9 protein-coding genes are annotated in these 13,457 nt (G+C 72.7%); all 9 read right to left on the bottom strand.

The window, feature by feature from the left end:
* Positions 1–20 precede the first annotated feature (20 nt).
* The 9 genes from BUE43_RS08340 to BUE43_RS08300 all read right to left on the bottom strand — a co-directional run bounded on the left by BUE43_RS08340 (position 21) and on the right by BUE43_RS08300 (position 13,454).
* Entirely contained in the window at positions 21–1,547 is a 1,527-nt protein-coding gene (locus BUE43_RS08340; protein WP_073480774.1) for a GMC oxidoreductase, read from the bottom strand.
* A 52-nt stretch (positions 1,548–1,599) separates the two neighbouring features.
* Entirely contained in the window at positions 1,600–2,787 is a 1,188-nt protein-coding gene (locus BUE43_RS08335; RefSeq protein ID WP_073480773.1) for an aminotransferase class III-fold pyridoxal phosphate-dependent enzyme, read from the bottom strand.
* 176 nt (positions 2,788–2,963) lie between these two features.
* Positions 2,964–4,262: an MFS transporter gene (locus BUE43_RS08330; protein ID WP_159447711.1), complete on the bottom strand. Its 1,299-nt coding sequence runs from the start codon at positions 4,260–4,262 to the stop codon at positions 2,964–2,966.
* A gap of 109 nt (positions 4,263–4,371) precedes the next feature.
* Positions 4,372–5,391 (bottom strand): zinc-dependent alcohol dehydrogenase, encoded by a 1,020-nt coding sequence (locus BUE43_RS08325; protein ID WP_073480772.1) that lies wholly within the window; start codon positions 5,389–5,391, stop codon positions 4,372–4,374.
* Positions 5,392–6,308: 917 nt separating this feature from the next.
* The gene (locus BUE43_RS08320) at positions 6,309–7,970 is read right to left on the bottom strand and encodes an outer membrane protein assembly factor BamB family protein (protein WP_234995602.1); all 1,662 of its coding nucleotides are present in this window, start codon (positions 7,968–7,970) and stop codon (positions 6,309–6,311) included.
* A gap of 291 nt (positions 7,971–8,261) precedes the next feature.
* On the bottom strand, positions 8,262–9,464 hold the full coding sequence (locus tag BUE43_RS08315) for a M20 metallopeptidase family protein (protein WP_073480771.1): 1,203 nt from the start codon (positions 9,462–9,464) through the stop codon (positions 8,262–8,264).
* A 30-nt stretch (positions 9,465–9,494) separates the two neighbouring features.
* On the bottom strand, positions 9,495–10,634 hold the full coding sequence (locus BUE43_RS08310; RefSeq protein WP_073480770.1) for an amidohydrolase family protein: 1,140 nt from the start codon (positions 10,632–10,634) through the stop codon (positions 9,495–9,497).
* Entirely contained in the window at positions 10,621–11,961 is a 1,341-nt protein-coding gene (locus BUE43_RS08305) for an aspartate aminotransferase family protein (RefSeq protein WP_073480769.1), read from the bottom strand. Before BUE43_RS08305 ends, BUE43_RS08310 begins: the two co-directional genes overlap by 14 nt.
* 152 nt (positions 11,962–12,113) lie before the next feature.
* On the bottom strand, positions 12,114–13,454 hold the full coding sequence (locus BUE43_RS08300) for a type I glutamate--ammonia ligase (protein WP_073480768.1): 1,341 nt from the start codon (positions 13,452–13,454) through the stop codon (positions 12,114–12,116).
* Positions 13,455–13,457: the final 3 nt, after the last annotated feature.

Raw genomic sequence — 13,457 nt, 5'->3', positions numbered from 1 at the left:
TGGGTGCGGCCCTCGCCCGGTCAGTCGATCGCGAGCGCGATCCGGTGGGCGTTGGCCTGGATGGTGAGGGTGGGATTGGGGTTGCCGGCGAACGGGAACGTGGCGCCGTCGACCGACCAGACGTTGTCGTGGTCGTGCAGGCGGCCGAACGGGTCGGTCACCGACGTGCGGGGGTCTCGGCCGGCGCGCAGGGTTCCGTGCAGGTGCGCGCTGCCCAACTCGTAGGCGGTGTCCACCTCGCGCACGTCGACGGCGCCGGCCTTGGTGAGGATGTCGTGGGCGCGCTCGGACAACACGGCCAAGCGCCGGAGGTCGGCGGGGTGCGGCCGGTAGTCCATGACGATGCGGGGAAGGCCGTCCCGGTCCCGGGTCCGGGACAGCCGAACCCGGTTCTCGGCCTGGGGCCGGTCGCCCACCAGGCACTCGACCTGCAACAGGGTGCCGCGGGCCGCCTCCCGCTCGGCGGCGGGCTCCCACGGGTTGGCCTCGTGGATCAGTCCGCCGATTCCGTCGGGAAACGCTTCTCCGGTGAGGAAGTCCAACACGCAGACGCTGGAGTACCGGTGTCGCAACGGGGTGTACCCGGGCAGTCTGCGCGGGATGGTCCCGCGCACGTACACGCTGTTCTTCATCGCGAGGTGCCGCCCGACGAGCCCGTGCCGGTTGCCGATCCCGTCCGGCTCGGTGCGGGTTGTCGACCGGAGCAGCAGCGCGGCGGACTGGATCGCGTTGGCGGCCAACAGGAATCGACGGGCGCGCAGGGTCAGGCGCGTGCCGTTCTCGCGGTCGAGCACCTCGACCGCGTCAACCCGGTGCGGACTCGACGCCACGAGCCGGACGACTCTGGTGTGGACGACCACCGAGACGTCTCCCTCGGCGGGAGCGAGAACCCGGCTGACGACGTCGGCCTTGGCCTTCGTGGGACAGGAGAACGAGGTGCACGGGGTGGTCTGGGCGCAGCCGGGGCCGAACCGGTCCCGCACCCCGCTGATCGCCACCGGGGTGGGCAGGGGCGTGAGGTGGAGCGAGCGAGCGCCCTCGGCCAGCGCCGCGCCGGGCGGCGTGAGCGGCAGGCTCGGCCGGTGGTAGACGGGGAAGACGTAGTCGCCCACCTGTTTCCTGGAGGGGCCGGCGATCGCGAGCTGGTACTCGATCCACTCGTAGTGCGGTTCGAGGTCGGCGAGGCCGACCTGCCAGTGGTCGTAGTCGGCGGCGCCGAGGAACGACGAGGGCGGGGCCAGGTCGGTCTGCTGGTAGCGGTAGGACATCCCGGCGTAGAACAGGGTTCCCCCGCCGAGCGCCATGGCCGTCCACGGGTAGCCGTCCCGGGTCCAGCGCCCGTCGCGGCGCGCGAACGCCCACCCGTCGGGGTCCTCGTGGTCCTCCCCGTCGGCGCCCGGCGGGATCGGGCCGCCCTGTTCCACCACGAGCACCGACAGACCGCGCTCGGCGAGCACGGCCGCGGCCACGGAGCCGGAGGCGCCGCTGCCGATGACACAGGCGTCGTAGGTCCGACGCGCGGCCTCGTCCGGTGAGATCAGCAGCATGCGCGCTCCCTTCTGGCCCGGGTTCTGGTCCGGGCGCCGTCCCGGTGGCGGCTCAGACCGACCTGATCGCCGCGGTCACCCGCCCGGTCAGCTCGTCGAGGTGGTCGGCGGTGCGGTACATGACGTTGAAGTCGTCGCCGATGTCGCAGAAGACGCCGTGGCGGAGGAAGGCGAGTTGCAGGCGGTCGGCCAGTCCCTCCTCGGCAGCGGAGAAGTCGAGGTCGAACATCGGGCCCCAGCCGCGCACCTCCACCGGGAGGCCCCGTTCGGCGAACGCGCTCCGGAACGCCTGCTCCACCACGCGTCCCGTGCGTCCGACGACCGCGGCCACGTCCTGGCTCTCCAGGAAGTCCACAGTGGCCAGTGCGGCGGCGAAGCCCACCTGCTCGTTCTGGTACGTGGACCACACGTGGGCCTCGTCGAGGCCGTCGGTGATCCGGCGGCTGCCCACCACGGCGGAGATGCTGTGCCCGTTGGCCAGTCCCTTGGAGACGGTCACCGCGTCCGGTTCCAGCCCGGCGAGGGCGCTGAGCCCGCCCTTCCCCGCGCGCATGCCCGTCTTCACCTCGTCCACCACGAACAGACAGCCGTGCTCGGCGGCCAGCTCGCGCAGAACGCGGTAGTGGCCCACCGGTTTCCGCGTGGGCTCCGGCGTGACGACCACGGCGGCGATCTCGTCCGCGTGCCGCTCCAGGTAGGCGCGGTAGACGTCGAGGTCCTCGTGGAACTCGGTGGCGTAGGACGGGAACAGCTTGGCCTCCGGCACCGCCTCCAGGTGCCAGTCATGCCAGCCGTGGTAGCCCGAGGTGAGCACGGTCGTCCGGCCGGTGACGTGCTGGGTGAGCCGGGCGACCGCGGAGACCGCGCAGGACCCGGTCCGGTAGAACAACGCCTGGTCGGCCCAGGGGAACCAGTCGAGCAGGCGTTCGGCCAGCGCGAGCCGGCGCGGGCTCGGCCCGGTGTAGAACAGGTTCCCGTCGTCCAGGCTCGCCCGGATCGCGTCGGTGACGGCCGGCTCGGCGTGTCCGATGAGGACGGTGCCGAACGAGCAGGTGAGGTCGAAGTAGGCGTTGTCGTCCAGGTCGTACACGCGCGCCCCCGCGCCCCTGGAGAGCACGCAGGGGAACTGGCCGTCCTGGTCGGGACGGGGGTTGGTGGTGACCTCGTGGGACCGGCGCAGGTGCTCGGCGGACCGGCTCCAGTCCCCCGTCGTCGCGCTGATCTCGTTGGTCTGGGTCATCGACGTGCTCCTCACGCGTCAGGAACGGTCACGTGCACTGGACTTCCGGCAGGAGGTCGCGCCGGTGGCGGCGCGCCTCGCGATCAGCGGACTCTCCACAGAGGACAGAAGGGGTTGGTCGCGGACTCGGCCGGCGGCGCCGAGCCAGGCGTGGACCCGCTCGCGCCGCTCGGTGCTCAGGCAGGCCGCGGTGGTTCCGCTCCCGGCGCCCGGGGAACCTCGCCGGGCGGCTGCGGTTCCCGTCTCAACCAGCGCGGGGCGGCCACCGCGATGAGGACGAGCGGCACCGCGAACCAGGCCAACAGCTCGGACGTGGAGGTGACGGTGGAGAGAGCGCCGGCGCCCAGGTAGAAGCCGACCGAGGCCACCTCGGCGCCGAACCCGACGACCGAGGTGACGGTCGCGCGCGCCGGACCGGTGATCGCGTCCTGCAACCGCGTGTCGGCCAGCACCAGCGCCCACTGCACCAGGCCGAAGCTCACCCCGACGGCGAGCATGCCCGCCTGGAGCCCGCTCAGCGCGCCCGCCACCATCAGCCCGGCCGAGGCCAGCAGGGCGAGGCCCAGCACGGCGGGCGGGGCGTGCGCGGTCCTGCCGACCAGACCGCTGCCGGCCGCCGCGCAGACGACCGTCACGGCCACCAGCACCGGAACCATCGTCGTCGACGCGCCGTTCGCCCTTGCCAGCATGGGGAAGTACTCGTCGATGGCCGTCATGCTGTGCAGCGACGCGGCGATGAGCACCGCGCGCAGCACCACCCGGTCCCGCCGCACCTCCGACACCCCGGCCCGGAAGGTCGCGACGTACCAACGCAACCCGCCGTCCTCCCGCCCGACCTGGTCCCGGGGCGGCTCGGAGAACCGCAGCGCGGCGACGGCGCAGGCCAGCCCGCTGCCCAGGCTGATCATCCCGACGAGCGGGTAGCCGCCGAGCGCGAAGACCGGCCCGGCCAACGTCATCGCGGTGAGCGTGGAGAGCAGGGACACCGCCCGGCCGCTGCCCATCACCGCCGCGTACCGGTGGGACGCGCCGGCCGCGCGCAGCTCGTCGTAGATCAGCGACTCCAGCGTTCCCGAGGTCAGCGCGTCGCACAGGCCCCAGCACAGGAACCCGGCGGCGAAGGCCCACGGCGACGGGAAAGCCACCCACAGGCCGAAACCGCAGGCCCGCACGGCGGTGCCGACGGCGAGCAGCCAACGGCGGGAGAACATGTCGCCCAGGACCCCGGAGGGCACCTCCAGGACGAAGGCCGTGACCGACCAGAGGGCCAGCAACCCGGAGATCCCCGCGGTGGACAGCCCGTGGTCGGCGAACAGCAGCGGGTAGAGCGGGAAGAGCGGGACCAGCTCGTGCAGCCCGAAGAACAGGCGCAGTCGCCGGCCCGTCGCCCTGGCCCGCGCCCGGGATTCGGGGCTCGGGTCGGCGGCGGGCGCCCCGGCCGATGTTTCGTCTGCGGACGCGGCATGCTGAGACACGGGTCGCTCCCTGAGATGACGCCCAGTGCGGCGGGTGCGGGTGGAGCGCCGTCGACGGCGCGGGGACGCTCCACCGCGGACGCGGGGGGTTGCCGACCGGCGAACGCCCTCAGGCGCGGAGGTTGAAGAACGAGCGGATGTTGCCCTCGGTGCGGCGCAACGCGAGCTCCAGCGCGCGGGCGTGGTCGGCCAGCGCGAACTCGTGGCTGAGCAGCGGATCGACGTTGATCTCGCGCCGAGCGAGCAGGTCGATGGCGTCGGGGAACCGGTTGCCGGGCCCCAGCGAGCCCCGGATCGTCAACGCCTTCACGGCGACGTGGTGGGTCGCCATCGGGCTGATCTCCTCGACCCGGTAGCCCACCACGCCGATCCGGCCGCCGGGGCGCACGACCTCGATCGCCTCCTGCAGGGCGACCGGGTAGCCGGAGGCCTCCAGCACGACGTCGGGGGTCAGCTCCGGGCGTTTGGCCACCAGGTCCGCCAGCTCGCCGGGGCGGCCGGTCGTCACCGTCGCCGCCCCGAGCTGGGCGGCGACCGCCCTGCGCTCGGGGACGGGCTCGCCGACGGTGGTGATCACCGCGCCCCGGTGTCGCGCCACCTGTGACAACAGCAGGCCGATCCCGCCGGCGCCGAGGACGGCCACCTTCTCCCCGGGCGAGACGTCCACAGTGGACAGAGCGTGCAGGGCAACGGCGACCGGCTCCACCTGGCAGGCGACCCGCAACGACAGTTCCGCCGGCAGCCGGTGCAGGTTGCGCGTCGGGATGGTCATGTACTCCGCGCACGCGCCGTCCCGGGTGAACCCGAGTTCCTGGAGGTTCTCGCAGAGCACCGGAGTCCCGCGCTGACAGGCGGCACACGCGCCGCACGGGCACGTGAGGTCGCCGACCACGTCCCGGCCGACCAACTCGTCGCCGGGCCCGTTGACCTCGACGACCGTCCCGCTCCACTCGTGACCCGGCACGACCGGGTAGCCGAATCCGTGCCAGACGCCCCGGTACAGCGACAGGTCGCTGCCGCAGATCGAGTTGTACCCGAGGCGGACCAGCGCCTCACCGGGGGCGGGGACGGGCACCGCGCGGGTGCCGAAGACCGCCTCGCCGGGCGCTACGAACGTCAGTGCCTTCACGCGACGACCCCCAAGTCCTGGCGTGCACACCAAAGGACGCGTGGCGACGGGAGCGAGGGGCAGGGTCGCGTCGCCAAACATCCGCTTTTTCCACCGTATTTCCGACCAGCGCAGACGCTACCGGCGCGGGAGTTCGAGTCACCAGAGCCGTCCGAGTGATCGCCATCGGGACCACGGCGACAGAACTGGGTGACGGGTGTTTACCAGCGGGTTCACCGAACGGGGGCGCGGCCTTCACCAGCTCTCCGCACGAACCCGCTGACCCGAACGCACCCACCCCCGTTGGGCCGCGACAACCGTTCGCTTCCGTGAAAACGGCAGCGCAGAGCACTCGCAGACCCTGTTTTCCCTGTGTGCGGCGGGAGTAGCCACGCCACGGCCACCCGGGCCAGCCCGCCAACGCGAAGCGGCCCTCCCGGTCCCCGGCGACACGCGGGACAGCTTGCTCCGGACGGCGTCGCCGGGCACGGCCGAGCGGAATTCCCAAGCCCCGACGAATTTCGGGGGATGAAAGAAAGCCGACCCACTTCTTTCCTCCGACCCGCGACCGGGCGAACACCGCAGGAAACACATTCGCCCGCGAGGCAATTCGGGCTGGCCGGGAAGAGCTGACAGATTTTCCACCCGCCCCGCCGGCCGTCGGCGGTGGAGCTCGCACGGGCCGGAACCGCCGGCAGACGGCCGGGACGACCGCGCCGACAGCGCATCCGCCTCCTCCCGCACCTCCGTGAACATGGTGATCAACGAGCGAACCAGCTCCGAACGGCTCCGGCCGCGGTCCGGACACCGTCCCGCCCACCCTCATGAGTGTCCTTTTCGGATAGTGCGATGTGGTCGGTCCGATGCGCCGCGCCTCGCCCGGGAACGCGAAAAGGCTCCCCGTCCCTGGGGACGGGGAGCCCTCTCACGAGTGGAGATCAGCGCAGGCTGAACGCCAGGAGCACGCTTCCCTTGTCGGTCGGGTAGAACCTGCCGTACTGTCCGAAGTAGCCGGAGTTGACGTAGAGCACGCCGTCAGCGATCACGGCGCCGCCGGCGCCGGAGATGCCCTGGCCGTGGCCGGTGAGGCCGTTCACGCCCTGGAACTCCCGGATGGTGTCGAACTCCCACAGCACCTTGCCGTTCTCCGCCGAGTAGGCGCGCATCTTGCCGTCGGCGCTGCCCTCGTAGACCAGGCCCGGGCTGGTCGACACGGCCGGGGTGTTGGCCAACGCGCAGACCTCGGGGTGCTTGGCCGCGCCGCCGGTGCTGCACCCGTTGGCCGGGTGCTTGGTCTCCCACAACGTCCTGCCGGTGGCCGGGTCCAGTGCGAACAGCGAACCCGGGTCGGCGAACCAGGTCGCCACGTAGAGCCGCTTCCCGTCGTAGCTGGCGCCCCACTGGATTCCGCCGACACCGCCGTTGGGCCACGGCTTGCCGAGCTGGCGCTGCCAGACGACCTCGCCGGTGTGGGCGTCGAACACGTGGTACATCCCGTTCTTCTGGCCGATGCCGACGAGCTTGCGGCCGTTGGCGGAGAAGATGTTCGGCATGGCCCCGAAGTCGTAGTCCAGCGCCGCGCCCTCCTTCGCCCCCGGGCAGTACCCGGGCGGCGCGCTCGGGTCGGCGCACACCTGCCGCCAGACGTCGGGGAACGTCATCTGGCGCTTCCACCGCACCTCGCCGTTCGCGATGTCCAACGCCAGGACCGTGTCCGTCTCACCCTCCTTGCCGGTGTAGTTCTGGCCGGTTCCGACGTAGAGCGTCCTCGTGCTCGGGTCGATCACCGGCGAGCTCCACACGCCACCGCCGGAGGGCTCGTACCGGGTCGCGCCGTTGGGCCAGGTGCCCACGGCCTTGGCCTCGGGCACGGTGTAGTGCCGCCACACCAGTGCGCCGGTGTTCGCGTCCAACGCGTCGACGTGCCCGCGGAACGTGCAGCAGGCCGTCTCGATCCCGCCGGTGTTCTCCGCGCTGGACACCCCGACGTAGACCCGTCCACCGTGGACGATCGGCGAGCTGGTGGTGAGGCCCTGCGGGTGGTTGTCGATCTTCGTGGACCACACCAGCTCGCCGGACTTCTGGTCCACCGCGTACAGGTGGCCGGCGTAGTCGCCGAAGAAGATCTTCCCGCCGGAGACCGCGGGACTGTTGCGCACCGCGGTGAACCCGGAGCCGGAGTTCACCTCGTTCAGGTCGAGCTCCCACTTCGTCTTCCCGGTCCGGGCGTTGACCGCGTAGAACTTCCCGTCGGTCGAGCCGAAGTAGGCGACCCCGTTCACGACCGCCGGCTGGCTCCTGGCCGTCAGCCGCACCCCGTCGGGCAGGCCCTTCGGCTGGGGGTGGGTGAACGCCCACTTCAGTCGCAGGTTCTCCACGTTGTCCGGGGTGATCCGGCGTTCCGCCCGGTTGGAGCGGGAGCCGGACAGGTCCTTCTGCCAGGTGGGCCAGTCCGCGGCCCAGCTGGCGCCCGAGAACGCCTCGGGCGCGTCCGCGGCCGGGTCGGCCGCCGGGCTCACGCCGCTGGTCAGCAGCAGCGCGGCCAGCGGCGCGACGAGACACGCGAGGAGTCGAGTACGCCTTCGTCCGATGACATGCACGAAAATCCCCCTGATCCCGATGTCGCCGGATCGGATGCGGCTGCGGTTACGATCCGTAGCCGCATCCACGGTGGCAGAGCGTGCCGGACGCGTCGACCCGCCATCTGGCGCGACTCGTCGGTCCGAGGTCGTCCTTGTGGTCAGTTCTCGGTGGGTTCTCGGTGATTTCTTGCCGGGTTCTGTCCGTTCCACCGGGGACATTCGGCCACACCCTCCGAGGAGCAGTGTGCGGCCGCTCCAGATACGCGCGCCGGCCTCGCCACCCGGAAGTGCGGGTGCGACGCCGAGTTGTCACCCTGTGTAAGAGCTGGGGACTTGTTGTCCCCACTGGGCGGCGGCCGCGAGGTATCCGGCCAACAGGCTGTCCGCCACCTGCCCGACGGCGGTGTCGGCGGGCAGGAAAGTGGGCGCGTGCAGGCCGTCCCCGGTGTTCCCGTCCACTCCGACGAACATCATCAGCAGCGGCGCGACAGCCTGGTAGAAGGCGAAGTCGTCGGCTCCGCAGGACCGCACGGGCGTGCCCAGTGGCACGGACATCGCGGTCAACAGCTCCGCGGTGGCCTTCGCCAGGCCGAAGTCGTTGTGCAGCACGGGTTCGCCGCGCGTGATCTCGACGTCGGCCCGGCAGCCGTGGGTCATCGCGACTCCCCCGGCGATCTCCCGCAACCGCTCGTGGAGCAGATCCCGCTGGGACTCCGACATCGCGCGGACCGTGCCGCGCGCGACCGCCTCGGCCGGGACGGCGTTCGCCGCCGCGCCAGCGGTCAACGCGCAGACGGCCACCACCGCCGGTTCCATCGGATCGGTGTCCCTGCTGACGAGTTGCTGCGCGGCGGTCACGAAGTGGGCCAGGGCGAGGACTGGATCCCTGGTGAGGTGCGGATAGGCGGCGTGGCCGGCCTTTCCCCGCACGGTGACCTCGAACTCGTCGGCGGAGGCGTTCACCGCCCCGCCCGCCACGGCGACCTCGCCCGGCGCGACCTGGGGATGCACGTGCGCGGCGACCAGCGCCTCGACCCGGTGCCGCCGGAGCAGTGCCGAGGCCACGATGTCGTTGGCGCCAGAGGGAGAAGTCTCCTCCCTCGGCTGGCAGACCGCGACCAGCGGGGCGGGTCCGCCGACCCGGTGGACCGCGCGGACCAGGGCGACGAGCGCGGCCATGTGCACGTCGTGGCCGCAGGCGTGCATCATCCCGCTCGCGGCGGCCCAGGGCACACCGGTCGACTCGACGATGGGCAGGGCGTCCAGCTCGGCGCGCACGCCGACCGCCGGACCGGCCGGGCCGACCCGGACCACCGCCCCGGTGTCCGCGACCTGTTCGACCGCGAGGTCGGCGGGCAGCGCGTCCACCAGCAGCTTGCGCGTCGGCCCCTCCTGCCCCGACAGGTTGGGCTGCGCGTGCAGTTCCCTGCGCAGCTCCACCGCGGCCGGCAGCTCCTCGCGGAGCGCGGCGCGCAACGCCGCCAGGTGCGCGGCCGTCCCGTCGACCGACATCTCAACCCCCTGGTGTGGACGGGAAAGTCGTCACCGCAGCCGGTAGACCCGCTTCGGGTTGTCCTGCGCGATCATCGTGATCACGCGCTCGGCGTCGGCAGCTGACCAGTCACCGTCCTCGATCCACCGCCCCACGGTGCTGATCACCCCGCGACGCCACAACACCGCGCCGAGGTGGTGAAGTTCCGGCAGTCCCCAGGCGTCCGAGGAGTAGAGCAGTTTGGCGAACGGCGCCAGTTCCAGGGATTCCGCCACCAGGGCGGAACTGCGCGCGCCGAGGAAGTTCACCGCCAGACCGACGTCCAGGTAGACGTTGTGGAAGGCCTGGGCCAGATATCCGGCCTCCCGGTGGTACGGGTAGCAGTGCAGCAACAGCACGGGAATCTCAGCGAGCCGCGGATCGCGCAGGAAGTCCAGCAGCAGAATGGGATTCGACCGGTGCAGGTCCAGGTCGCGGTCGCCGAACCCGGTGTGGAACTGGATCGGCAGACCCAACTCGACCGCGGCGTCGATGCCGAACCGCAGCAGCACCGGGTCGGTCAGCCGACGCTGGCCGGAGTCGACCCACCGGCCGGCGGCGGCGCGCACCTCCGCCGGGTCCGGCCGACGCCAGTCCAGGTCGAACCCGCACCGGTAGGCCAGCACGGTCTTCACGCCCACCGCGTCCCGGGTGGCGGCGGCGAGTTCGGCCAGGAACGTGTCCGCGTAGTCCACTGAGGACACACCCGACGCGGCCAGCCGCTCGGCCACCGACTCCAACCGCACGATCTCGTGCGCCCTTCCCCCGGTCACCTCGGCCATCGCCGGAACGTCCAACAAGGACTCCGCGCCGAAGCCGGTGTCGACGACCCAGTCGGACACTCCCGCCGCCCGCAACAGCCGCGCGGTCACCTCGACGTGCCCGAGTTCGGCGCGCCGCGCGCAGTACGCGTCGGCGGAGGCGTGCGGCGGCAGGTCCAGCACCGGCGCGCACCACCGGCGCACGGCGAACCCCACCTGGGAGTCGAACTGCGTCATCCACTCCGGCACGGGGTCGGGCGACGCCTCGTTCAGCGCCAGCTCCACCCCGGCCCGGTCCAGCTCGCCGGCGAACGCGCCGTGGACGTGGTGGTCCACCAGCGGCAGGGCCGACACCCGCGCCTCGAACCCGGCTCGCTCACCAGCCGACATAGGCCGCCACCTCCTCGTCCCGCACGACGCCGCGCGCCGCGTCGCCGATGGCCGTGCCCAGGATCTCCACCGCCTGGTCGATCTCCGCGTCGCCGATCACCAGCGGCGGGGTGACCTCCAGGACGTTGCCGCCGACGTAGTGGACGACCGCGCCGAGCTGCCACGCCCGGTAGACCGCCCGACGCGCCAACGCCGGGTCCCGGCGCAGGCCGGAGTCGACCAGGTCCACGCCGATGGCCAGGCCCCGGCCGCGAACGTCGCCGACGCGCTCGCCCGCCGCCGCGCCGCCGGGCCCGGTGCCGGCGGCGATCTCCCGCAGTCCAGCCGTCAGCCGGGCGCCGGCCCGCGCAGCGGCCTCGGGGAGTCGCTCCTCGGTGACCGTGCGCAGCACCGCCCGCCCGGCCGCCGCGCAGACCGGGTTGCCGGCCGTGGTGAGCAGCGCAGCCGCCGGCGGCCCGTCCAGGATCTCGGCCGGGCCGACCGCCGCGGACAGCGGCAGCCCGCCGCCGAGCGCCTTGCCGAAGGTCACGATCTCCGGCCGCACGTCGTCGTGCTGGAACGCGTGCAGCAGACCGGGCCGGCCGAGCCCCATCTTGACCTCGTCGCAGATCATCGGGACGTCGTGCCGGCGGCACGCCGCGTGCAGCGCGGCCAGGAAACCGGCCGGCGGCACCACCAACCCGCCGTCGGACAGGATCGGCTCCACGATCAGGCAGGCCACGTCGCCGGCCGCCATCGCCTCCTCGGCCGCGGCCACCGACGCGGCGACCGCGGTGGCCGGGTCCCCGGTGTGCGGGCGCAGCGGGTCGGGGTAGGGCACGAAGACCGCGCCGGGGTCGGCCGGCATCCCGGCGTCCACGTGGACCCCGGAGACGCCCATGGCCAGGCCGCCGCCCCCGTGGTAGCCGTGCTCGAAGGCCACCACCCGGTGTCGTCCGGTGGCCATCCGGCACGCCCGCAACGCGACGTCGTTGGCGTCCGAGCCGGCGTGCCCGAGGTAGACCCGCCGGTCACCGGACCCGGGCACCGCCGCCAACAGCTCCTCGGCCAGGCCCACGGCCTCCGGGTGGGCGGCGGAGAGCGCGCCGGCCCCCGGTGGCCGCTGGACCGCCCGGACCACCGCCTCGGTCACGGCGGGGTGGCCGTGCCCGAGCCCGCTGGCCGTCCAGGTGGCCGACAGGTCCAGCAGCCGCCGGCCGCCCGCCTCGGTCAGCCAGCAGCCCTCGCCGGCGACCACGGACAGCGGGAAGAACCGCAGTTTCTCGATGCCGGCGACGGCGGCGAGGTCCCGCCGGTACAGCTCGTCGACCTCCGGCGTCCGGGTCATCCGGCACCGCCTCCGGTCGCCGTTCCCGAGCCGAACTGGCTCTTGTCGTCAGCGGTCGCGCCCCTGACCTTCACTGTCCATAATGGACAGTCGCGTCCCGGGGCGTCGGAACCGGTGGGCGGCATGGCGTGATCTCCTGCGGGGTGAGGGAATCAGACCGACCAGGTGAGCCGGAACCTGTCGGCGCGCGTCGCCAGGTCCTCGTCACCGTAAGTGTCCCGCTCGTACCGGCGCACCGTCAGCACCGCGTCCAGGATGTCCGGTCCGAGGAGACGGCGGGCCAGTGCGGAGTCGGCCATCGCGTCCAGCACCGCGCCCTGGTCCGCGGGCAACGCCACGAGGTCGCCGCGCCGCGCGGGATCGTCGGTGACCTCGGCCGGCAGCTCCAGCGAGCGGGTCACGCCGTCCAGCGCCAGGCCGAGCAGCGCGGCGACCGCCAGGTAGGGGTTGGCCGACGGGTCGACGCACTTGAGCTCGACGTGCGCGCCGTGCGGGTTTCCTGCCGTGGCGGCACAGAACCGCACGGCCGCCTCGCGGTTCTCCAAACCCCAACACGCGAACGCGCCGGCCCAGCGGCCGGGGCGCAGGCGGTGGCCGGACAGCAGCGATCCGGCGAACACGCCGAGGAGTTCGGGCAGACCGGACACGATCCCGGCGACCGCCGACGTTCCGTCCGCCGTCAGGCCGTACGGTCCGGGTCCACCCGAGAACAGCGGGACTTCGTTGTGCCGCAAGGACATGTGCAGGTGCGCTCCGTTGCCCACCCCGTCGGCGAAGGGTTGGGGCGAGAACGACACGCCCAGTCCGTGCCGACGGGCGAGACGGCCGATCACCAGCTTCGCGAGCACCACCGCGTCGGCGGCGGTGAGCGGGTCGGCCGGCGCCAGGGACAACTCGTACTGCCCCGGCCCGAACTCGGCGTGGACCTGCTCCAGCGGCAGGGACACGGCGTCCGCGGCGGCGACCAGATCGGCGAGGAACCGCTCCCGGTCCAGCACCGGGCCCAGCCCGTAGGAGACCCAGCTCCCCGCGGGTAGGGGCGACCCGTCCGGCTGGGTCAGCACCATCTCCAGCTCGGCGCCGATCCTCGCGGACAGGCCGTGCGCGGCGAGCGCCTCCTGACCGCGCCGGAGGAGCGCCCTCGGACAGAGGGTCGACGGGGAACCGTCCTGTTCACACAGGTCGGCGGGCGCCCACGCCAGTCCGTCGCCGAGCACGCGGAGGGCGGCCAGGTCGGCCCGCAGCCGGAGGTCCCCGACCACGCCGAGGCGGGACGTGAACGCGATGTGGTTGTCGACGCAGAACACGCTCCAGGTCGGCGAGGCACCCATGCCGGCCAGGTGGAAGGCCCTGGCCCTGGCCGCCGGCACCGTCTTGGCCCGCGTCACGCCGACCAGGTCCACCGTGGAGCCGACCAGCAGCCGGACGCCGGACGCGGCGAAGCGTTCGTCGATCCGGTCGAGCGCGGCCTCGTCCAGTGCCGGCAGGGTCAAGGC

It is taken from the genome of Streptoalloteichus hindustanus, from assembly GCF_900129375.1.
GTDB lineage: Bacteria > Actinomycetota > Actinomycetes > Mycobacteriales > Pseudonocardiaceae > Streptoalloteichus > Streptoalloteichus hindustanus.
The sequence above is the reverse complement of the archived record's forward strand: the minus strand, read 5'-3'. Positions and strand labels throughout refer to the sequence as shown.